We start from the raw sequence: 19,803 nt of genomic DNA, 5'->3' as shown, positions 1-19,803 counted from the left end.
ACCCCTACGGCACGGAGGTGCGCGCCGCCGTCCGCAGTGACTCCCAGTCGGGGAGCTTGACCACGCTCCGCCCGAGCGAGGCGCCGAGTTCCGCCTCGGCCCGCTCGATGGCCCGCCACCCCTCCCACTCGACCGGCTCGACGCCCTCGGCACGCAACACGTCGACGGCGTCCTCGGGTACCTGCGCACGTACGAGCGACGGCGCGTCCGCGAGCAGTGAGGTCACCGTCTCCTTGGCGCACGGCCGGTTGGTGCCGATGACACCGGTGGGTCCCCGCTTGATCCAGCCGGCCACGTACTCGCCCGGAGCGACCGCCCCGTCGCGCAGCACACGCCCCTCCTGGTGCGGCACCGTGCCCGTGCCGGCGTCGAACGGCAGCCCTTCCAGCGGCACCCCGCGGTAGCCCACGGACCGAAGCACCAACTGCGCCGCCACGTCCTCGTACCGCCCCGTGCCCGTGACGCCGCCCCGGCCGTCCGGAACCGTCCGCTCGAACCGTACGGCCCCCACCCGGCCGTCCTCGGCGAGCAGCTCCACGGGACGCAGGAAGAAGCGCAGCCGGATCCGGCGGGCGGCGCCCCGCGGAGGCGTCGCCGCCCACTCCCGCAGCACCTCCACGTTGCGGCGCTGGGCGGCGGGCAGCGCCGAGGGGTCCGCGTACCCCGGATCCAGCGCCAGCTCCTCCGGGTCGACGACGACCTCGGTGTCCGGCAGGGCGCCCAGCTCACGCAGTTCCTTGGTGGTGAAACGGGCCTGCGAGGGGCCGCGCCGGCCCACCATGTGGATCTCGGACACCCGGCTCGCGGCCAGCGCGGCGAGCGCGGCCTCGGGCACGTCCGTGGGGCTCAGTTCCGCCGCGCCGCGGGCCAGCATGCGGGTGACGTCCACGGCCACGTTGCCCACACCGATCACCACGGCGCTGTGCGCCCCGCGCACGAACCCGTCGTCCACGGCGTCCGGGTGGGCGCTGTACCAGGACACGAACTCCGTCGCCGACCAGCTGCCCGGCAGATCCTCGCCCGGGATGCCGAGGTGGCGGTCGGTCGCGGCGCCCACGCAGTACACGACCGCGTGATACAGCTCCCGCAGCCGCTCGGCCGGCACCCCGCCCGGGCCGCCGACCTGCACGCCGCCCAGGAACCGGACGCGGTCGTGTTCCAGGACCGTCCGCAGGTTGTTCTGCAGGGACTTGATCTTCTCGTGGTCCGGCGCCACGCCATAGCGCACGAGCCCGTACGGGCACGGCAACCGGTCGAGGACGTCGACACGCACCGAGGGATCCTGCTGGACGAGACCCTGAGCGGTGTAGCACCCGCTCGGACCCGAGCCGACGACGGCGACACGCAGCACGGCGGAACTCCTTACCCCGGTGGTCGGAGGAGATCGCTGATGAGTCCAGCATGGCAGCAAGCGGCCCGCCGGGGGAGTGCGGCGACACGCCACCGGACGGCGTGTCGCCCGCCCGTCTTCTCCCGAGCGGGCCGACGACCCCCGACCGGCCCGTCCGCTTCTGCCGAGGAGCATCAGTGAGCTCAGGGTTTTCAGTGAGCTCAGGGTGTTCAGTGAGCTCAGGGTGCTCAGGCGGCTCAGCTGTCCCGGTCCCGGGACCCGCTCCTTCTGGCTCCGGACCCGCGGATCCGCGGGTCCGCGCAAGGACCTGCCCGGGGGGCCTGGGCGGTCCGCTCCCGGGACCGCGGGCCGGCGCTGGGGCCCGCTCCGGTAGACCTCGCGCGTCGGCGGGCGCGCGGCGCGGCTGGTGGCGACTGTTTGGGGGTCGGCCCGCGGGCCCGCGCCGTACCCCGCTCCTGCGGACCTGTGCCGGCTGTTTCGGGGCCTGCCTCGGGGGCCCGCGCCGGGCCACGTCCCGCTGGCCTGTGCCGACTGTTCCCGGCCTGCGGATCCGTGCCGTGCCCCGGCCCCAGCGGATCTGTGCCGTCCCCTCCGGGCGCGTGGATCCCCGTCGAGCTCCGTTCCTGCGGACCTGTACCGGCTGCTTCCGGGCCCGTGAATCCGCGTCGTGTCCCGACCGCGTGCCGCGCTCGGCCCGGCTCCGCGGACCCGTGCTGCCTCCTCCCGGGCCCGGGACCCGGGCCGAGCCTCGCCCCCCGGGCCGCTGCCTTCGCCGGAACCCGAAGCCGGCTCCTGCCCGAACCTCAGGCCGAACCACACCCGAACCCGAAGCCGGCTCCCGCCCGAACCACACCCGAACCCCGCCCGAACCACAGGCCGGGCCAGGCCCGAAAGCAGGCCGAATCCCGAACCCCCGGCCGGTTACTTCCCGCGGTCCGCCGGGCGCTGATCGGTCGCGAAGAAACGGGAGATGTCCGTGCGGCACGAGCCGGTGGGCGCCTCGGTGTCGGGCGGGAGGCCCATGTCCCAGTCGAGCCGGTAGCGCTTGAACAGCTCGGCTCGCAGCACCGGCACCGGCATCGGCGCTCCGGGCATCAGAGCCGAGTAGACCGCCCCCATCAGCAGCGCCCGCAGCATCGGGTAGTCGGCGTCGACGTCCGTCGAGCCGTGCCGGGCCACGGTGTCCCGCAGCAGGTGGGACAGCCGCTGCTGCTCCGGGCACTGCACGAACCCCTCGGCCTGGAGGATCCCCGCCATGTGCTGGCGCATCAGCACCGGCCGGTCCCGGGCCAGCCCCAGGATCGCGTCGATGGCCCGGGCCATCCGCTCCCGGCCGTCCTCCGTGCGCGGCTCGCGCTCCAGCGCCTCCTCCAGCGTGCGGTGCATCAGTCGGTGCACGGCCGACTGCACGAGCTGGCGCTTGCCGGGGAAGTAGTACGACACCAGGCCCCGGGCCGATCCCGCCCGGTCGGCGATGTCGCCGAGCGTCGTCGCGTCGTACCCGTGCTCGCCGACCAGCTCGACCGCAGCCTGGAGGAGCCGTTCCCGGGAACGCCGCCGCAATTCTTCATTGACCGAGGCGCTGCGCGGGGACATGCTGAAACTCCTGCGTTGACTGGCTGCCAGCCAACTATACTCAACGCGAGCGGACCAGCCCCCGATTCGGGGGTCAGGTCGTGCTGCCGCCCGTCTCGGGCGACGCGGGGGATCGTCCGAGACGGGCTCATCTGTACCTGAATGGTGTCCTGAGGCTACTTTTCCGGTCGTCCGGCACGGGCGTTCTTCCGTATCTCGCGCCAGATCATGCGCGGAACACTGGGCCGCACCCGGGTGGTGGCCACCCCCATCACCCGGCGCACGAAGCGGTCGTCGGTCAGCTGGGCGAGCATGCTCGCGGCGAGGTCGGAGCGGGCCGTGAAGACGCCGTCCGCGCTGTTCTCGGCGAGCAGGTAGGGCGTCGGGCCTGGATGGTCGAAGAGACCCGAGGGGCGCACGATCGTCCAGTCCAGGTCGTGGGCGCGGACCACGTCCTCCATGCGCCGCATGTCCTCGTGGGCGGCGCGGGCGATCACCCGGTTGACGTAGGGGTCGAGGACGTTGTTGAAGAAGAACGCCCCGCTCGGCCGCCAGCCGGGGTCCAGGACGCTGGAGCTGACGACCATCAGCCGTTTCACCCCGTGCCGCTCCATGGCGGCGGTCATATGGGCGGCAGCGCCCGAGTAGAGGCGGACCGGCCCTTTCCCCGGCGGGACGCCGAGCGCCGAGAGGACCGCGTCCCGGCCGGCGACCACGGCGTCGACGGCCCGCGCGTCCAGCGCGTCGGCCTCGGTCACGACGAGACCGTCGCGGGCGGGGATGAGCTCCGGTCTGCGGGTGACCGCGGTGACCTCGTGCCCGTCGGCGAGAGCCTGGTCGAGCAGTTCGCGGCCCGTGGGGCCGCCGGCTCCGAAGACGGTGATGCGCATGGGTCTCTCCTCGTCGAGGGCTGTGGGGCCGACGCGGAGGCCCCGGTTCGCGGTACGCCTTGACGGTGCCGCCCGGGGGCCTGGATATTCAACGCTGATGAATAAAAACCGTGGCCGTCCGCGCGGCCGTCCCGCCACCAAGGCCCGGATCGCGGAGAAGGCCCGCGCCCTCTTCCTGGCCCACGGCTACCAGGGCACGACGTTGCGGGCCGTCGCCGCGGCGGCCGACGTGGACGTGGCGCTGATCGGCTACCACTTCGGTTCCAAGCAGGGCCTGTTCGGCGAGGCGATGAATATCGACTGCGGCCGCTCCACGGCGATCGTCCGCGCCCTGGACGGCGATCCGGCGTACCTGGCCGAACGGCTCGTCGACGCGGTCACGGCGCTGTGGGAGGAGCCGGACGCGGACGGCGCCGGGTTCGCGGCGCTGGAGCCGGTGGCGATGCGGGACGAGGACGTCATGCGGGTGTTCCGGGAGTTCCTGGAGCGCGAGGTGCTCGGCCGGATCGCCGATCACCTCGGCGGCCGGCACGCGAGGGAACGGGCCACGGCCGCGGTGGCCGTGCTCGGCGGACTGATCTTCACCCGCTATCTGAATCCGCTGGGCCCCGTCGTCGCCCTCGACACCGCCGACGTACGGCGGATCCTGGCCCCCGCGCTGCGGGCGGCGCTGTACGGCGGACCGGTGCCGGTCCGCGCGAAGCGGCCGCCCGCACGCCTGCCGCGGACCGTGTGACAGGCGGCACCTCGGGTTCGGGTTCACGCCGGCCGTTCAGCCCGGCGGTCAGCCCGGCGGTAAGCCCGTGCGGTCAGCCTGGCGGTTGAGCCCGGCCGTTCATCCGGGCCGTTCGTCCGGGCCGTTCATCCCGGCCGTTCATCCCGGGCTGGTCAGCCCCGGCGGTTCAGCTCCGGCTGTTCAGGTGCCGCGGCCATCAGGTCGAGCACCGGCCGCAGCGCGTCCGGCCGCTTCTCCACCGGCAGATGGTCCACGAAGTGCACCGCGCACCCCAGGGCCGCCGCACCCCCGTCGTCGTAGCGGTTGTCCCCGACCATCAGCACGTCACCGGGGTCCGCGCCGATTGCCTCGCACGCCACCGTGAACAGCCTCGGATCCGGCTTCTGGATGCCGTGCTCGTACGACAGGACGTACGCGTCGACGTAGGCGTCCAGGCCGTGTTCGCGGAACACCGGGCGCAGGTCCCAGCCGATGTTGCTCACCACGGCGACCGCGATCCCGCGCTCGCGAAGGGTGCGCAGCACCTCGGGTGCGTCCGGGTACGGGGACCAGGCGGCCGGTGTCTTGTGCCGGTCGTACAGCGCGTCGTGCAACGCCGGGTCGGGCAGCCGTACGCGACGCGACAGACCGGTGTAGGCGGCCCGGTGCTGCTCGGCACTGCGGTCGCGGTTCTCCCAGAGTCCGGCCAGCTCGTCGGGGACCCGCTCCGGGGACGCCCCGCCCGGCAGCGCCCCGGCCTCCTCCAGCGCCCGCGCCGCCTCGGCCAGCTCCCGCTCCCCGAGCGCCAGACCTGCCTCGTCCAGCACGGCACGCAACCAGGATTCGGTGGACTCGATACGGAAGAGGGTCCCGGAGAAGTCGAAGAGAACGGCAGCCATGGAGGTGATCATCGCTCATCCGGACGACGCGGGCCACCGGTTGTGGACGGTCGCCGCACCGGCCACCACCGCCGCGCCCAGCAGCCAGCCGCCGAGGACGTCCGAGGGCCAGTGCACGCCCAGCCAGACGCGGGTCATGCCGGCCCCGGCGACCGAGAGCACGGCCAGCCCCACGGCGGCGCCCCACAGCGTGCCTGCGACGCCCCCGCGGCGCAGCAGCCACAGGAGCAGGCCGCACACCACCGTCGCGGTCATGGCGTGACCCGACGGGAAGGCCGCATAGTGGGCGGAGTCCACCGGGTCGGGCCACACCGGGCGGGGCCGGCCGACCGCGGCCTTCAGCCCCTGTTGCAGCACGGTGCCCAGCGCACACGCGCCCACCAGCCACGCCGCCGTCCACCAGGCCGAGCGACGCCACAGCAGCCACACCGCGGCCGCCGCGCACATGAGGCGCATCGTCAGCGGGTCCCACACCCAGTCGGTGAGGACGCGGAACACGTGCGTGAGGCCGCGCTCGTCCACCGCCCAGCCGTGGGTGGTGCGGGCGACGGCGCCGTCGAACGCCATCAGCGGCCGCCATCGGACGACGACCAGCATCGCCGGCACCGCCGAGCACAGGGCCAGGACCGAGGCGGCCCGCGCGGTGACGGTGCGCCGGACGGGCGGACGGGGTGGGGAGTCGACGGGGGCGGCAGGCATGACTCGATCCTCGCCCACCGGCGGACGGACCCACGGCCAAACGCCGAACGTCGCCCCGGCCCGGTCAGCCCAGCGCCCGCAACCCCGGTACCAGCGTCACCAGGACCGGGATCACCGGGACGAGCGAGGCCAACGCCGTCAGACGCAGTCGGCGGGCCGCGGTGAGCCGGTCCGGCGGAGTGAGCAGGCGGTGCACCCGCTGCGGAACATGGGCCTGCGCGGTGGGGCAGGGGCCGAAAACGCCCCGGTCCTCGTTGAGTTCGACGAGCGCCAGCGCGGTCGTCAGCCGGCCGAAGCGGCGCGAGGCCATGTCGTCGGCGGCGAGTTCGACCAGGCGGTGCATCTCGTCGCGGAACGCGGCGAACACCGGCACCTGGGGAAAGCCCCCCGCCAGCGCGGCCGAACAGTGCAGCAGCCAGTCGTGCCGGGCCCGTGCGTGACCCTGCTCATGGGCGAGGACGGCGTCCAGCCGGCGCCCCTTCAGACGGCGCAGCGCGGCCGTGCTGACGACCAGCCGCGGTGGAGCACCGGGCAGCCACCAGGCCTCCGGCCGCTCGCCCTCCAGGACCACGAGCCGGTCGGCGCCGGGCTGCTCGCCGGGCAACAGCGGGGCACGGACGAGGAGTTCGGCACGTCGGTGGTTGCGGCGCGCCCGGGCCCGTACGACCTCACGGACCAGCATCGCCGCGCTCCACACCCCCGCGCACGCCAGCGCCACCGCGGTCGTCGGCGCCCAGGCGCCGGCCGCGCCGAAGGCGTAGGCATCCACCACCGCACGGGGAGCCGTGGCGAACACATGGCCGCGCACCGCCTGCCAGGCGGCCGCCGCGCTGAGGGTCATCGACAGCGCGCAGCACAGCAGGACGCCGGCCACCACGCACTGCCAGGCCCACAGGGCGACCACCGGTTCCCGGTCCGTCCAGTCGGCCCGGGCGAGCAGCCGGGGAGCGGCTACGGCGGTCAGCGCGCCGAGCAGCAGCAGGACCGCGGGCACCATCATGCGATCACCCTATGAGCGGCCGACCGCTCGGAACACGGTTCCCCGCGCCGAAGTGACACAGACCACGGCCCCAGGGCATGCCGTGCGCCCGGCCCGCGTCCGGCCCGGCCCGCGTCCGGCCCGGCCCGCGTCCGGCCCGGCCCGCCTCGCGGTCTCACTCGGGGTACGTCGGCGGCACGGTGCTCACAGGAGCAGCGCCCACAGGGGCAGCGCTCACAGGGTCAGCAGCATGGCGACCATCGCCATCCCCATCGACAGTCGGCACGCCCGCGCCAGCTCCGGCCGGTCGCCCCAGCGCAGGACTCCGGCTCCCGGCGTCCCTGGACCCGCACCAGCGCCCGCGCCCCCACCGGCGCCGGCAACCGCCGTCGCGGTCACCGCCGGCACCAGCCGGGCGCCCGACAGCAGGACGTAGCCGGCGAAGTACAGCAGCAGGACGCCGGTGAGGAGGGGGATGCCGGATCCGGCGTGCCCATGGTGGTGGGACTCCGGCGCGGCGGCCATGACGACGGACATGTAGACCATGGCGCCCGCGCCCACCAGGTGGTGCAGATGGTGCGGGCTCGTCCGCGCCGACCACAGCGCGCGCAGTGCCGCCGCGCCGAAGACGGCCGCGTAGCCGGGCCAGGCCCACGCCGGCGGGGTGAACACGGCCGCGGGCACGGCCATGGCGGCCATGCCGAAGCCCATCAGCGCCTCGCCGCCCGCCGCGCGGCGCTGCTCCTCCACGGGGCTGCGCATGCGCAGCAGACAGTAGGCGCCGGTCGCCGCGCAGAGCGCGACCAGCAACCAGCCGGGCGAAGCCGGTCCGTGCACCCGCCACCTCCCCGTTCGACGGTTCCGGGCCGCCGGGCGGCGATCCGGTCGGTCGCTCTTGCGATGCCCGGGGCACGCGGTGCGCACACGAGCGCAAAGGTGTACGCGGGGAGCATTCCCGGGGGCACGAGCCCTCACCCCATGCCCACGGGCGGCACACGGCCAAAGTTCTTTACTAGTAAAACACCTGTTAAACTTATCCCATGAGCAGTGCGACCCCCACCCCCGACCCCACCCTCACCCCCGCGACACGCCCCGCCCGCCGCCTCCCGCTCACCAGCGTGCTGAGGCTGGGCCGTCCCTCCGACATCTGGTTCAAGCCCGCCCTGAGCGTCGTCGTCTCGGTCGCCCCGCCCAATCTCACGCTGCTCGCCCTCGGCAGGCTCGACCTGGCCATGTACACGATGGCCGGATCGCTGTGCGCCCTGTACGCCCACAACCGCCCCTATGCCGCGCGGGCCCGCGTCCTGGCGTGGGTGGTGCTGGGCATGCTCGGTGGTCTCGCGCTCTCCCTGGTCGCCGCCTCCCTCACCTCCGACGCGGTCGTCCTGGTCGCCGTCGGCGCCCTCATGGCGGCCGTGCAGAAGGCGCTGTGCGACGCCACCCGCGTCGGCCCGCCCGGCAACGTCGTCCTGACCTTCATCAGCTCCGCCTCCCTGTTCGTCCCGCAGACCCTCGGCCAGATCCCCGGCCATCTGGCACTGGCCGCCGCCGCGGCCGCGTGGGCGTGGCTGGTCGGCATGGCGCCCGGCCTGCTCCGCCCGCACGGCCCGGAACGCCGCGCCACCGCCCAGGCGCTGGACACGGCCGCCGCGTACGCCGCCACGCGCGGTACTTCGGACGGCCACGCCCGGACCCGTGCCGCCGCCGCCACCGCCGTTCAGGCGGCCTGGCAAGCCCTGTCGGCCACCGGCGCGCGCCCCGGGCCCCGGCGCGCCCTGGAGCGTCTGATCGTCCGCGCCGAGGTCGCGCTCGCCGCCCCCGACGAGACCGACCCGGACCGGCTGCGGAGCTGGGCGCGGCAGCTGCGCGGCACGGGCCCGGTTCCGAGTGCCGGCGAGACGGCGGCGGCCACGGAGGAACTCCTCGGCGTGCACGCCGAGGACGCCGCCCCGCACCGCCCCTGGTGGAGCCGGCTCGGCCCGCTCGCCCCGGTCGCCGTGCGCACCGCCCTCGGCTGCGCGCTCGCGGGGTACGCCTCCCTTGCGCTCGGTATCGGCCGCCCCTACTGGGCCCTGGTCACCGCGGCGTCCCTCTACCAGGCCAACCTCGCGCTCACCTGGAGCCGGAGCGTCCAGCGCGTCGTCGGGAACCTCGTCGGCGTCCTCGTCTTCGCCGCGATCGCCCCGCTCGCGCACTCCGGCGGCCTCGCCCTCGTGCTGTGCTGCGCCGCCCTCAACTTCGGCGCCGAGGCGCTGATCGGCCGGAACTACTGGCTCGGCACGATCTGCGTGACCCCGATGGCGCTGCTCATCACCGAGTTCGCCGGACGGCAGGCCGAGGGCGAGCTGATCACCGAGCGGGCCGTGGACACCGTCGTCGGCGCCCTGGTCGGCTTCGCGGCCGCCGTCGCCGTCACCAACCGCCGGACCGGCGACCGCGTCGAGCACGCCCTGACCGCCGTCGACCGGGCCCGCGAACGCGCCGCGCGCCTGCTCGCCGAGGAACGGCCCGCGCCCGCCGCGCTGGAGGCCGCCCGCCGGAGCCTGGCCGCCGCGCTGGTCGAGCTGCGCGCCACCGTCGACGCCGCGTCCGGCGAGTGGTGGCAGCGTGCCCTGCCCCAGGAGCGGGTCGTGCTCACCGAGCAGTCCGCACACCGTACGCTCGCCGCGACGGTACGACGCCTGGGCCTCGACGCCCCGGTGGCGAGCACGGGCAGGACGACGGAGGACGTACGGCCATGAGGGCGCACAACGGACGGCCGGAACCGGGGGAAGCGGCATCCGGAGAGGCGGTCGCGGGGGAAGCGGCGGTGAGGCGGACGGCGCCCGGAGAAGCGGACGCCGCCGAGGGCCACGGGCGCCCTTCGCCGTGGCCCACCGGGCCCGGGCCGCAGCCGGTCCCCGGCGACGCCCGCGACGACACCGTGGCCGGAGTCGTCCGCCAGTGGCGGGCCGTCCACCCCGACCTGGACACGGGCCCGATGGAGATCATCGGCCGCGTCAACCGCTGCGCCGCCCTCCTCCAGCAGGCCGAGGACGCGCCACTGCGCCGCGCGGGGCTCAGCCGGGCCGAGTTCGACCTGCTCGGCGCGCTGCGGCGCACCGGCCACGAGCTCACGCCGAGCGAACTGGCCCGCGAGACGTTCTCCTCGGGCGCCGCCGTCACCAAGCGGCTGAAGCAGCTGACCGAACGCGGCCTGGTGGAGCGTCGCGGCGACACCCGTGACCGCCGCGTGGCCCACGTCCACCTCACGGAGGCCGGGCGGGACCTGGTCGACGGCATCCTGCCGGAGCAGCTCGCCTACGAGCGGACCGTCCTCGCCGGACTGGACGGCGAGCGGCAGGACGAACTGGCCGGCCTGCTGTGCGTGCTGCTGGCCCGCCTGGAAGGCCGTCAGGGCGTGGCACGGACGACAGGGTGAGCCGGCGCCGACGGTGCGGCGAGCAGGGGCCGGCGGGCCTGGCGGGGGCCGACGGCGGGGTGACTCAGATTCCCTCCGGTCGGGGCTCCTCGTCCCCGGCCACGTAGATCCCGAACGCCGCGCCCTGCGGATCCCGCAGCACCGCGATACGGGGCCCGCCCTCCACGGACGTGGGCTCCTGGAGGGCCTTGCTGCCGGCCCGCACGGCGACCTCTGTCGTCGCGTCGACGTCCTCGACCGCGAAGTACGGCAGCCAGTGCGGGGGCACATCGGCCGGGAAGCGTTCGTGCAGCGCCGTCACGCCGCCGAAGTCCATGCCGTGCATGCCCCACTGCGTGTACCACTCCGAGGCGTTGACGCTCCACCCGAAGACGCTGGTGTAGAAGTCCCGGGCCCGCCGCACGTCCCGGGTCGCGAGCTCCACCCAGCCCAGCGCGCCGGGCCGGTTGAACACCCCCGCGCCCGGGAATTCCTTGGCCTGCCACATCTGGAAGGCCGCGCCGGACGGGTCGAGCGCCACGGTCCGGCGGCCCTCGTCGAAGATGTCCATGGGACCGCGGATCACCGTCCCGCCGGCCTCCACCACCCGGTTCGTGGCCTTGTCGGCGTTGGCGACGGCGAACGTGACGTTCCAGGCGACCGGCTGCGTGGGCCGGTACAGCGGGCCGATGCCCGCGACCGCCGCGTCCCCCAGCCGGGCGATGGCGTATCCGCGCAGTTCAGGACGGGGGTCCGTCTCGCACCGCCAGGCGAAGACCTCTCCGTAGAACTGCTGCGCCGCCGCGAGATCGCTGGTTCCCAGCTCCGCCCAGGAGGGGCCGCCGATCACCGGTTTGTCGAACTCCATGGCATTCCTCCGGGAAGGCTCGCCCCCACCACAAGCACGCTATCGCCGGTCACCCTCGGTGGCCAGTGGGAGCCGTCCCGGAGCCGTCCCGGCCGCGTCCGCCTAGATTCCCGCCCGGTAGCGCAGCGGATGGTCCGCCGGTACCTCGACGAGGACGATCGGCGTGCCGTCCGGGTCGGCGATCCACATCTCGATCAGTCCCCACGGCTCCCGCACCGGCGGGCGTACGATCTCGACGCCCCGCTCGCGCAGCTCCTCGTGGGCCGCGGCCACGTCCGCCACCTGGAGCCACAGCCGCACGGCGGGGGAGCGCGGGGCCTCGGAGCGGCCCGACAGCTCCAGGAAGCCGCCGCCGAGGAAGTAGACGGTGCCGCGCTCCGGACCCGTGCCGAACTCGCGGTAGACGGCCAGTCCGAGCTGCTCGCCGTAGAAGACGCGGGAGCGCTCGGGGTCGGTGGGCTGGAGCAGCGTCCGGCTGCTGAGTACGTGCACCATGCTGCCGGAGCCTAGGGCCTGTCCGGCGGATCATGTCGCAGACGCGGGGCCTGGCACGCAGACCACGCTCACCTGGGTCGAACCGGCGCTGTGGATTCCCTGCGACCTGATCCGCCGGACAGGCCCTAGTGGCAGGATTGCCTTCGCCCCCGCCCTGCCGCGCCCGAGAACCCTCGGCCGCGCCCGAGACCGAAAGGCATCAGCCATGGACACCGCCGCCCTCGGAATGACCTTCCGTGACGCCACCGACGCCGACGTCGACACCCTGGTCGCGCTGATCGAGTCGGCGTACCGGGGGGAGTCCAGCCGGGCGGGTTGGACCACCGAGGCGGACATCCTCCAGGGGCAGCGGACGGACCCGGAGGGCGTGCGGGCCGTGATCAAGTCGCCGGACAGCAGGCTGCTGACGGTGGAGCGGGACGGCGGCGTGGTCGCCTGCTGCCAGCTCGAGCACCGCGGCGCCCACGCCTACTTCGGCATGTTCGCGGTGAGCCCCACCCTCCAGGGCGGCGGCCTGGGCAAGCTGATCATCGCGGAGGCGGAACGCCAGGCCCGTGAGACGTGGGGCGTGACCGAGATGCACATGACGGTGATCTCCGTGCGCGAGGACCTGATCGCCTGGTACGAGCGCCGCGGCTACCGCCGTACGGGACGGATGACCCCCTTCCCGTACGGCGACGAGCGCTTCGGCATCCCGCAGCGCGACGACCTCCAGTTCGAGCTGCTGGTCAAGGAGCTCGCGTAGCCACCACGCCGCCGGCCGGCGTCACCCGGTGAAGCGGCCGGTGCGGCCGGTGCGTCTCACGCGGTGAAGCGGCCGGTGCGTTTGATCTCCGGGAAGTCCGTGGTGGCTCCGTCCAGCTCCAGGGCGCGCACGAACCGGAGATGGGCCAGGGTGTTCACCACCCAGCCGATGATCCTCAGGTCCGCCGCGCGCGCGTGCTCGACGATCTCCAGGGTGAGCCGGCGGATGTTGAGGACGAGGGTCGCGGCGCCGACCGCACCGGCGCGCTCGACGACCTCCGTGCCGTAGTGGTCGGCGACCAGGGCGGTACGGACGCCGGGCACCAGACGCGCGATCTCGGCGATCGCCTCGTCGTGGAACGACAGCACCTCCACCCGGGAGACCAGATCCCGCCGGCGCATGACCTCCGCCAGCGCCCGCGCCGCCGACACGTCCTTGATCTCGGCCTGGAGCGGCGCCCGGACCGCGTCGAGGACCTCCTCGAAGACCGGGATCCGCTCGCCCTTGCCGGCGTCGAGCGCGCGCAGTTCGGCGAGGGTCTTGTCGGCGATCGGACCGCTGCCGTCGGTCGTGCGCTCCACGTCGGCGTCGTGCATGACGACGAGTGCGCCGTCCTTGCTCAGGTGCAGATCGAGTTCGATGGCGTCGAGGCCGGCCTGCTGGGCGGCGACGAAGGAACGGAGGGTGTTCTCGGGTTCGACACCCATGACTCCGCGGTGACCGATGGTAAGGAAGTTCAAGGTTCAACTCGCTTCCGTCGACGGCGGCTCGGCACGCACGCGGACCTTCAGGGACCTCGTCGTCCACGCGGCAGTGCCGCAGCCTAACGGCCCGGACCCGCGTTGAACCCATGCGTACACGGGGCAGTGGGGTGACGGCCGGGACGCGACGGGCCCGTGGTCACCTGGATCGTCACTCCGTCGTGGGCGAGTCCGGCGGATGTTGACCGCGGTGGCACGAGGCCGTCCCCCCGTCGCCGGAGGCCGGAATCCGACCCCGGATCCGGAGCGGATCCAGAGAGGATCCGGAGCTGCTCCGGCGCGGTGGCTCACCCGACCGGCCTAGCGGAAGTGGCCGCGTCCGGGGTGGCCGACAGGAAAATGGGCGGCGGTGACGGTCGGCGGCAGGATAATTTTCGGAGGGCGCCCTTGCTGCGAGAAACCCGACATGTATACGGTCTTCTTACGCGAGCTTCTCCCGTGGAGGATGGGTCATGACGGAAATTCTTGTGCAAGTGGGTGCGGAGGGACAGGTTCCTCCGGTGAGCAGGGTGGTTGAGCACCCGTCATGGCCCGTGCTCAAGGATGCCGTGGAGCAGATCCGGCCATGGCAGTCGAAGGACGGCTCCATCGACTTCGAGGCCGAGGGAGCCCCGGCCCGGGAGGACGTCGAGGCCGTCCTGGGCCGCGTGATCGACGCGGTGGAGGAGCTGTCCCCGCTGCTGCCGCACGACGCCGCCTACCACGAGGCTCTGGCCAAGGACCTCCGGCGCTGGGCCGAGGGCGGCTTCCAGGTGCCGGACTTCCTCGACTCCCTGCTGGCCTTCCAGCCCGCCGCGCACCGCGAGGACGGCCTCCAGCACCTGGTCGTCTTCCCGATGTACACGCAGAACGGCAACCCGGACCGCAACCTCGAGGCGGTCGTGCTGCGCATGGTCTGGCCGGACTGGCTGGCCGAGCTGGAGCGCACCCGCTACGACAACCCGCTGTTCTGCGGCATCACCTTCGAGGACTTCACGGCCGGCTACGACACCAACTCCGCCGTCCTGTTCCCCGAGACCATCGCCGTGCGCGAGGCCCCGGAACGCTTCTCCTGGGGCGGCATCTTCTGCGACCGCGAGGCCGCCCGCTTCCGCCGGGTGACCGCCGCCGCCGTCGACCTCCTGGGCCTCGACCTGCCCGAGGACATCGCCGCCATGGTCCACGACCAGAAGCGCTGCGAGGAGGCCTTCGTGCTCTGGGACATGGTCCACGACCGCACCCACAGCCACGGCGACCTGCCGTTCGACCCGTTCATGATCAAGCAGCGCCAGCCGTTCTGGATGTACGGCCTGGAGGAGCTGCGCTGCGACCTCACCGCCTTCAAGGAGGCCGTGCGGCTGGAGAAGGACGGCGTCCCGCAGGCCCGTGACGTGCAGTACGCGGTGCTGTTCGACCGCATGTTCCGCTTCCCGGTCACCGGCGAGCGCGTGCGCAACTACGACGGACTCGGCGGCCAGCTGCTCTTCGCCTACCTGCACAAGCACGACGTGGTGCGCTGGACCGACAACAAGCTCTCCATCGACTGGGAGCGCGCCCCGCAGGTCACCAACCAGCTGTGCGCCGAGATCGAGAAGCTGTACCGCGACGGCATCGACCGTCCGAAGCTGGTGCACTGGTTCGCCGGCTACGAGCTGGTCTCCGGCTTCCTCGCCCCGCACCCCGGCTCCAAGTGGGCCAAGGGCCCCGACGCCCTGGACCTGACCCAGCCGCCGCGCAAGCTCGTCGACGACGTGCTTCCGGACGAGTTTCCGCTGAGCATGTTCTACGAGGCCCTGTCCAAGAAACTGAAGAACGTGATCGCCTCCACCAAGGGCATCACGGCGGACAGTACCGAGCGGGTCGCCGCGTGAGCGACCGCACCGGGAAACTTGCTCAGGAGGAGAAGATGGGGAACGGCAACGGGCCACTGAGCGGTGCGGTGATCGCGGTGGCGGGCGCGGGCGGACCCGCCGGCCGGGCGGCGCTGCTCAGGCTCGCCGAGGCGGGCGCGACCGTGGTCGGGGCGGACAACGACCCAGAGCGGCTCTCCCAGGCCGTCGACGCGGCCCGGTACGCCTGCGGCGGCGCCACCGTCACCGGGGACACCGTCGACCTGCTCGACCTGAAGTCCACCCAGGACTGGGCGGCCCACGTCGAGAAGGACTTCGGGCGGGTGGACGGCCTGGTCCACCTCGTCGGCGGCTGGCGCGGCAGCGAGACCTTCACCAAGACCAGCCTCGACGACTGGGACTTCCTGGAGCTGCTGCTCATCCGCACGGTGCAGCACACCTCCCTCGCCTTCCACGAGGCGCTCCAGCGCAGCGAACGCGGCCGCTACGTCCTGATCAGCGCCGCCGGCGCCACGAAGCCCACCGCGGGCAACGCCGCCTACGCCGCCGCCAAGGCCGCCGCCGAGGCGTGGACGCTGGCGATGGCCGACTACTTCCGCAAGGCGGGGGGCCCTGAGGGGCCGACGTCGGCGGCTGCGATCCTGGTGGTGAAGGCGTTGGTGCACGACGCGATGCGCGCCGAGCGCCCCAACGCGAAGTTCGCGGGCTTCACGGACGTCAAGGACCTGGCCGAGGCCATCACCGACGTCTGGGACAAGCCCGCCGCGGAAGTGAACGGAAACCGTCTGTGGCTGACCGAGAAGCCGTGAACCCTCCCAGGACCGACGCGCGTCGCCATCACGACCCGGAGGTCCGCGGTTTCGCCAGCGACAACTACGCCGGGGTCCACCCGGAGGTGCTCGCCGCCCTGGCCCTGGCCAACGGCGGGCACCAGGTCGCGTACGGAGAGGACGACTACACCGAGAACCTCCAGCGGATCGTCCGCAGCCATTTCGGCGCCGGCGCCGAGGCGTTCCCGGTGTTCAACGGAACGGGTGCCAACGTCGTCGCACTCCAGGCCGTCACCGACCGCTGGGGCGCGGTGATCTGCGCCGAGAGCGCGCACATCAACGTCGACGAGGGGGGCGCCCCCGAGCGCATGGCCGGCCTGAAGCTGCTCACCGTGCCGACGCCGGACGGCAAGCTCACGCCCGAGCTGATCGACCGGCAGGCCTACGGCTGGGAGGACGAGCACCGCGCCATGCCGCAGGCCGTCTCGATCACCCAGAGCACGGAGCTGGGCACCCTCTACACGCCCGAGGAGATCCGGGCGATCTGCGAGCACGCCCACGCGCACGGGATGAAGGTGCACATGGACGGCTCCCGCATCGCCAACGCGGCCGCCTCCCTGGACGTCCCCATGCGGACGTTCACCAACGCGGTCGGCGTCGACATCCTCTCCCTGGGCGGGACGAAGAACGGCGCGATGTTCGGCGAGGCGGTCGTCGTCCTCGACCAGGACGCCGTCCGGCGGATGAAGCACATCCGCAAGATGAGCATGCAGCTCGCCTCCAAGATGCGCTTCGTCTCGGTGCAGTTGGAGGCCCTGCTGGCCAGGGACCTGTGGCTGCGCAACGCCCGGCACGCCAACGAGATGGCCCAGCGGCTGGCGGAGGGCGTGCGGGCCGTGCACGGGGTGGAGATCCTCCACCCGGTCCAGGCCAACGGTGTCTTCGCCCAGTTGCCGCACGACGTGAGCGAGCGCCTTCAGAAGCGGTTCCGCTTCTACTTCTGGGACGAGGCGGCGGGTGTCGTGCGCTGGATGTGCTCCTTCGACACGAGCGAGGACGACGTGGACGCCTTCGTGGCGGCGCTGAAGGAGGAGATGGCCCGCTAGCGGGGCCGCCGGGCTGTCGGGCCGCCGGGGCCGGCGCCGAGCTGCCGGTGAGATCTGCATAGTTATGCGATCACTTGAAAAGTCATTGACTGGCGAGTGATCGCATTTCTATGCTCTGCGACCATGGAGCTGATCCAGAACACTCCCGACCTGTCCGCCTATTTGGCCGCGGACGAAGCGATCGACCACGACCATCCGGTGGTCCGCGAGACGGCCGCGCGCCTCGCCGAGGGGGTGGCGGACTCGTATGCCTATGCGCGATCCGCGTACGAGTTCGTGCGCGACACCATCCCGCACTCGCAGGACTCCGGCGACCCGCGCGTCACCTGGCGGGCCTCCGACGTCCTGACGCGACGCACCGGCATCTGCCACGCCAAGGCCCATGCGCTGGCCGCCCTGCTGCGGGCCGAGGACATCCCGACGGCGCTGTGCTACCAGCGGCTGACGTACGACGACGGCGGCGGGCACGTGGTGCACGGCCTGGTCGCCGTACGGTTCAACGGCGCCTGGCACCGGCAGGACCCACGCGGCAACAAACCGGGCGTGGACGCCCAGTTCTCCCTCGCCGGTGAACGGCTGGCCTTCGTTCCGGACCCGAGAGCGGACGAGACGGACTGTCCAGAGCTGTACGCCGGGCCGCATCCGGCCGTGCTGAGCGCCCTCAAGGCCGCGCCCGACCGGCCGTCGCTGTCGAGGGCGCTCCCCACCGCGCTCTAGGGACGAGGCCGGTACTGGTCGCTCATCGTCGGTGTGGAGTTGTGCATCGCGATGCTGGTGTAGGAGGTCCGGTCCGTGCGTGCCTGGATACGGCTGGCCTGCTCGATCAGGAGCCCGTCGGCGTTCTCCGTGGCGCCGCTGCGGCGTCGCAGCAGCGTGACGACCAGCAGCAGCGCCGCCGAGCCGAGCAGACCGAACAAGACACCGAGCGCGACCATGGACATCCCCCGTCCGCTGCACCAGGACAGACTGACCGTCAGATTAGCGCCGCCCGCCCGCGCCGTTCCAGTGATGGATCAGTGCGCCGTGGCCATGCGGAGCTGTTCCGGGGTCGGGGCCGTGCCGCCGAGGTGGGCGGGCATCCACCAGGTGTCCTCCGGGCCCTTGGGGCGTACAGGGTAGGCGCGCTGGGCCGCCTCCAGCAGCTCCTGGACGCGCTCGCGCAGCCGGCGGGTGATGACCCCCGCGTACTGGTCCCGAGGGGCCTCCACGGCCTCGCCCACCCGGACCGTGATGGGGGTGTGGCTGCGCCGGAAGTTGCGCGGATGGCCCTTGGTCCACAGCCGCTGGGTGCCCCAGACGGCCATCGGGATCAGCGGGACACCGGCGTCCTGGGCCAGGCGGGCCGCACCCGACTTGAAGCTCTTGAGGGTGAAGGACTCGGAGATGGTGGCCTCCGGGAACACGCCGATGACCTCGCCGGATTTCAGCGAGTCCAGCGCGTGGGCGTAGGCCGCCTCGCCCTGGGAACGGTCCACCGGAATGTGCTTCATGCCGCGCATCAGCGGACCGGAGATCCGGTGCCGGAAGACCGACTCCTTGGCCATGAAGCGCACCAGGCGCTTCTGGGGAAGCGCCGCCAGGCCGTTGAAGATGAAGTCCAGGTAGCTGATGTGATTGCTCACCAGCACCGCGCCACCCGAGCGCGGGATGTTCTCCGACCCACGGCAGTCGATCTTGAGGTCCCACACCTTGAACATCGTGCGGGCCAGGCCGATGACCGGACGGTAGACGAGCTCTGCCATGGGCGGGGTGGACCCTTCTGTCTGCCAGGGACGGGGACTCCCGGCAAAGTTACGCTGCCGTAGGTTTACGGCCTGTCGCAGATCGTGCCCGAAGAACGGCCGGGGGGCCAGTCAGCGTGCCCGTCCCCGGCGAGATCCTCGTCACGTCGGGGGAATCCTCGCGGGCCGGTGAACGCTGAACGGGGCGACAGCGGCGCGCTCACGGCGGCGCTACGGCGGCCGCGCGGCGACGGCCGCGCGATGACGGCGGAACAGGAGAGAACAGGTGGGCGGACGGAGCGGGGACCGGCGGCTGGGCGCGGCCGAGTTGGGTGAACGGCTGGGGGCACGTGCCACGCTGGTGCAGTTCTCCACTGCCTTCTGCGCCCCCTGCCGGGCGACCCGCAGGGTCCTGAGCGAGGTGGCCGGCATGGTCCCCGGGGTCGTCCACGTCGACATCGACGCAGAGGACCACCTGGACCTCGTGCGCGAACTGGACATCGTCAGGACCCCGACCGTGCTGGTCCTCGACGCCGGTGGCCGCATCGTGCGGCGTGCGGCCGGACAGCCCCGCAGGGCGGACGTCATCGCTGCCCTCGGAGCGGCGGTCGTGGGCCCCGGCCCGGCCCAGTGAGCCATCTCGCACGTTCAGGGGCGTACTTGACTGCGCGTACCACCTATCGTCAGCCTGACTGTATGCCTTGGGAACTCCTTCGACCCGGACGGGAACGCCGTCGGACGGCCGTCCTCGCCCGCACCGCGAGCGCGCGCTGTCCGGACTCCTGAGCAGCCACGGATCCCGCGCCTCCCTCCATCAGAAGGACAACTCCATGACGGCCCCGTCCGACCTCGTCTCGCCCGCCGCCGCCCGGCTCGCCTCCCCCGATCTGCTCCGCTCCGTCTTCCGGCGGCACGCGGCAGGTGTCGCGGTGATCACCGCACTCGACGAGGCGGGACCGGTCGGCTTCACGGCCACCTCCCTGACGTCCGTCTCCGCCGA

The 19,803-nt window shown here is 72.9% G+C and carries 22 protein-coding genes; 10 read left to right on the top strand and 12 right to left on the bottom strand.

Annotated elements, in window-relative coordinates; translation table 11 throughout:
- Nucleotides 1–4 precede the first annotated feature (4 nt).
- The 3 genes from ABZ484_RS19800 to ABZ484_RS19790 form a co-directional block, all read right to left on the bottom strand.
- A complete protein-coding gene (locus ABZ484_RS19800) occupies nt 5–1,351 on the bottom strand; it encodes an FAD-dependent oxidoreductase (RefSeq protein ID WP_358867191.1) in 1,347 nt (448 codons plus the stop codon).
- Between the two features lie 921 nt (nt 1,352–2,272).
- The gene (locus tag ABZ484_RS19795; RefSeq protein WP_358867190.1) at nt 2,273–2,947 is read right to left on the bottom strand and encodes a helix-turn-helix domain-containing protein; all 675 of its coding nucleotides are present in this window, start codon (nt 2,945–2,947) and stop codon (nt 2,273–2,275) included.
- 155 nt (nt 2,948–3,102) lie between these two features.
- Complete coding sequence (locus ABZ484_RS19790) at nt 3,103–3,816, bottom strand: NAD(P)H-binding protein (protein ID WP_358867189.1); 714 nt, start codon at nt 3,814–3,816, stop codon at nt 3,103–3,105.
- Nucleotides 3,817–3,913: 97 nt separating this feature from the next.
- On the opposite strand from ABZ484_RS19790, the gene ABZ484_RS19785 reads away from it, so the two are divergent.
- On the top strand, nt 3,914–4,552 hold the full coding sequence (locus ABZ484_RS19785) for a TetR family transcriptional regulator (RefSeq protein WP_358867188.1): 639 nt from the start codon (nt 3,914–3,916) through the stop codon (nt 4,550–4,552).
- A gap of 152 nt (nt 4,553–4,704) precedes the next feature.
- On the opposite strand, the gene ABZ484_RS19780 is transcribed toward ABZ484_RS19785, so the two are convergent.
- The 4 genes from ABZ484_RS19780 to ABZ484_RS19765 all read right to left on the bottom strand — a co-directional run bounded on the left by ABZ484_RS19780 (nt 4,705) and on the right by ABZ484_RS19765 (nt 7,945).
- Nucleotides 4,705–5,430: an HAD-IA family hydrolase gene (locus ABZ484_RS19780; protein WP_358867187.1), complete on the bottom strand. Its 726-nt coding sequence runs from the start codon at nt 5,428–5,430 to the stop codon at nt 4,705–4,707.
- Between the two features lie 15 nt (nt 5,431–5,445).
- Complete coding sequence (locus tag ABZ484_RS19775) at nt 5,446–6,129, bottom strand: phosphatase PAP2 family protein (protein WP_358867186.1); 684 nt, start codon at nt 6,127–6,129, stop codon at nt 5,446–5,448.
- Between the two features lie 64 nt (nt 6,130–6,193).
- On the bottom strand, nt 6,194–7,129 hold the full coding sequence (locus ABZ484_RS19770) for a M56 family metallopeptidase (RefSeq protein ID WP_358867185.1): 936 nt from the start codon (nt 7,127–7,129) through the stop codon (nt 6,194–6,196).
- Nucleotides 7,130–7,342: 213 nt separating this feature from the next.
- Nucleotides 7,343–7,945: a DUF5134 domain-containing protein gene (locus ABZ484_RS19765; protein ID WP_358867184.1), complete on the bottom strand. Its 603-nt coding sequence runs from the start codon at nt 7,943–7,945 to the stop codon at nt 7,343–7,345.
- Nucleotides 7,946–8,148: 203 nt separating this feature from the next.
- Here ABZ484_RS19765 and ABZ484_RS19760 point away from each other — a divergent pair, with 203 nt between their 5' ends.
- On the top strand, nt 8,149–9,849 hold the full coding sequence (locus tag ABZ484_RS19760) for an FUSC family protein (RefSeq protein ID WP_358867183.1): 1,701 nt from the start codon (nt 8,149–8,151) through the stop codon (nt 9,847–9,849).
- A gap of 182 nt (nt 9,850–10,031) precedes the next feature.
- Entirely contained in the window at nt 10,032–10,529 is a 498-nt protein-coding gene (locus tag ABZ484_RS19755; RefSeq protein WP_358867219.1) for a MarR family transcriptional regulator, read from the top strand.
- 64 nt (nt 10,530–10,593) lie between these two features.
- Here the strand turns inward: ABZ484_RS19755 and ABZ484_RS19750 are convergent, their stop codons facing one another.
- Both ABZ484_RS19750 and ABZ484_RS19745 read right to left on the bottom strand, forming a co-directional pair.
- Nucleotides 10,594–11,376: a VOC family protein gene (locus ABZ484_RS19750; RefSeq protein ID WP_358867182.1), complete on the bottom strand. Its 783-nt coding sequence runs from the start codon at nt 11,374–11,376 to the stop codon at nt 10,594–10,596.
- A 102-nt stretch (nt 11,377–11,478) separates the two neighbouring features.
- Nucleotides 11,479–11,871: a VOC family protein gene (locus tag ABZ484_RS19745; protein ID WP_358867181.1), complete on the bottom strand. Its 393-nt coding sequence runs from the start codon at nt 11,869–11,871 to the stop codon at nt 11,479–11,481.
- Nucleotides 11,872–12,076: 205 nt separating this feature from the next.
- Here ABZ484_RS19745 and ABZ484_RS19740 point away from each other — a divergent pair, with 205 nt between their 5' ends.
- Nucleotides 12,077–12,616, top strand: a complete 540-nt coding sequence (locus ABZ484_RS19740; RefSeq protein ID WP_358867180.1) for an N-acetyltransferase — start codon at nt 12,077–12,079, stop codon at nt 12,614–12,616.
- Nucleotides 12,617–12,672: 56 nt separating this feature from the next.
- Here ABZ484_RS19740 and ABZ484_RS19735 read toward each other — a convergent pair whose 3' ends face one another.
- Complete coding sequence (locus ABZ484_RS19735; RefSeq protein ID WP_358867179.1) at nt 12,673–13,356, bottom strand: glycerophosphodiester phosphodiesterase family protein; 684 nt, start codon at nt 13,354–13,356, stop codon at nt 12,673–12,675.
- A 473-nt stretch (nt 13,357–13,829) separates the two neighbouring features.
- Here ABZ484_RS19735 and ABZ484_RS19730 point away from each other — a divergent pair, with 473 nt between their 5' ends.
- The 4 genes from ABZ484_RS19730 (at nt 13,830) to ABZ484_RS19715 (ending at nt 17,799) form a co-directional block, all read left to right on the top strand.
- The gene (locus ABZ484_RS19730; protein ID WP_358867178.1) at nt 13,830–15,227 is read left to right on the top strand and encodes a DUF6421 family protein; all 1,398 of its coding nucleotides are present in this window, start codon (nt 13,830–13,832) and stop codon (nt 15,225–15,227) included.
- A 35-nt stretch (nt 15,228–15,262) separates the two neighbouring features.
- Nucleotides 15,263–16,015 carry an SDR family NAD(P)-dependent oxidoreductase gene (locus tag ABZ484_RS19725; RefSeq protein ID WP_358867177.1) on the top strand — a complete coding sequence of 251 codons (753 nt, stop codon included), beginning with the start codon at nt 15,263–15,265 and terminating at the stop codon, nt 16,013–16,015.
- A complete protein-coding gene (locus ABZ484_RS19720; RefSeq protein ID WP_358867176.1) occupies nt 16,012–17,082 on the top strand; it encodes a low specificity L-threonine aldolase in 1,071 nt (356 codons plus the stop codon). The genes ABZ484_RS19725 and ABZ484_RS19720 overlap by 4 nt, the downstream gene beginning before the upstream one ends.
- Nucleotides 17,083–17,205: 123 nt before the next feature.
- Nucleotides 17,206–17,799: a transglutaminase domain-containing protein gene (locus ABZ484_RS19715; RefSeq protein WP_358867175.1), complete on the top strand. Its 594-nt coding sequence runs from the start codon at nt 17,206–17,208 to the stop codon at nt 17,797–17,799.
- On the opposite strand, the gene ABZ484_RS19710 is transcribed toward ABZ484_RS19715, so the two are convergent.
- Both ABZ484_RS19710 and ABZ484_RS19705 read right to left on the bottom strand, forming a co-directional pair.
- Entirely contained in the window at nt 17,796–18,023 is a 228-nt protein-coding gene (locus ABZ484_RS19710) for a hypothetical protein (RefSeq protein ID WP_358867174.1), read from the bottom strand. The two genes, ABZ484_RS19715 and ABZ484_RS19710, sit on opposite strands and share 4 nt — an antisense overlap.
- Before the next feature lie 72 nt (nt 18,024–18,095).
- Nucleotides 18,096–18,824, bottom strand: a complete 729-nt coding sequence (locus ABZ484_RS19705; RefSeq protein WP_358867173.1) for a lysophospholipid acyltransferase family protein — start codon at nt 18,822–18,824, stop codon at nt 18,096–18,098.
- A 265-nt stretch (nt 18,825–19,089) separates the two neighbouring features.
- Between ABZ484_RS19705 and ABZ484_RS19700 the strand changes: the two genes are divergently transcribed.
- Nucleotides 19,090–19,437: a thioredoxin family protein gene (locus ABZ484_RS19700; RefSeq protein ID WP_358867172.1), complete on the top strand. Its 348-nt coding sequence runs from the start codon at nt 19,090–19,092 to the stop codon at nt 19,435–19,437.
- A gap of 196 nt (nt 19,438–19,633) precedes the next feature.
- The coding region (locus ABZ484_RS19695) for a flavin reductase family protein (RefSeq protein ID WP_358867218.1) at nt 19,634–19,803 on the top strand (170 nt) is incomplete at its 3' end.

The sequence above is a fragment of the Streptomyces sp. NPDC006393 genome, assembly GCF_040628575.1.
Lineage (GTDB): Bacteria > Actinomycetota > Actinomycetes > Streptomycetales > Streptomycetaceae > Streptomyces.
Note: the sequence above shows the minus strand (reverse complement) of the source record. Positions and strands in the feature narration are given on the sequence as shown.

Excerpts from the sequence above, each read along its gene's own strand:
- ABZ484_RS19750 (WP_358867182.1), bottom strand. The coding sequence starts at position 11,376 with ATGGAGTTCGACAAACCGGTGATCGGCGGCCCCTCCTGGGCGGAGCTG.
- ABZ484_RS19705 (WP_358867173.1), bottom strand. The coding sequence starts at position 18,824 with ATGGCAGAGCTCGTCTACCGTCCGGTCATCGGCCTGGCCCGCACGATG.
- ABZ484_RS19775 (WP_358867186.1), bottom strand. The coding sequence starts at position 6,129 with ATGCCTGCCGCCCCCGTCGACTCCCCACCCCGTCCGCCCGTCCGGCGC.
- ABZ484_RS19715 (WP_358867175.1), top strand. The coding sequence starts at position 17,206 with ATGGAGCTGATCCAGAACACTCCCGACCTGTCCGCCTATTTGGCCGCG.
- ABZ484_RS19780 (WP_358867187.1), bottom strand. The coding sequence starts at position 5,430 with ATGGCTGCCGTTCTCTTCGACTTCTCCGGGACCCTCTTCCGTATCGAG.
- ABZ484_RS19785 (WP_358867188.1), top strand. The coding sequence starts at position 3,914 with ATGAATAAAAACCGTGGCCGTCCGCGCGGCCGTCCCGCCACCAAGGCC.
- ABZ484_RS19760 (WP_358867183.1), top strand. The coding sequence starts at position 8,149 with ATGAGCAGTGCGACCCCCACCCCCGACCCCACCCTCACCCCCGCGACA.
- ABZ484_RS19770 (WP_358867185.1), bottom strand. The coding sequence starts at position 7,129 with ATGATGGTGCCCGCGGTCCTGCTGCTGCTCGGCGCGCTGACCGCCGTA.
- ABZ484_RS19740 (WP_358867180.1), top strand. The coding sequence starts at position 12,077 with ATGGACACCGCCGCCCTCGGAATGACCTTCCGTGACGCCACCGACGCC.
- ABZ484_RS19725 (WP_358867177.1), top strand. The coding sequence starts at position 15,263 with ATGGGGAACGGCAACGGGCCACTGAGCGGTGCGGTGATCGCGGTGGCG.
- ABZ484_RS19710 (WP_358867174.1), bottom strand. The coding sequence starts at position 18,023 with ATGTCCATGGTCGCGCTCGGTGTCTTGTTCGGTCTGCTCGGCTCGGCG.
- ABZ484_RS19745 (WP_358867181.1), bottom strand. The coding sequence starts at position 11,871 with ATGGTGCACGTACTCAGCAGCCGGACGCTGCTCCAGCCCACCGACCCC.
- ABZ484_RS19730 (WP_358867178.1), top strand. The coding sequence starts at position 13,830 with ATGACGGAAATTCTTGTGCAAGTGGGTGCGGAGGGACAGGTTCCTCCG.
- ABZ484_RS19790 (WP_358867189.1), bottom strand. The coding sequence starts at position 3,816 with ATGCGCATCACCGTCTTCGGAGCCGGCGGCCCCACGGGCCGCGAACTG.
- ABZ484_RS19795 (WP_358867190.1), bottom strand. The coding sequence starts at position 2,947 with ATGTCCCCGCGCAGCGCCTCGGTCAATGAAGAATTGCGGCGGCGTTCC.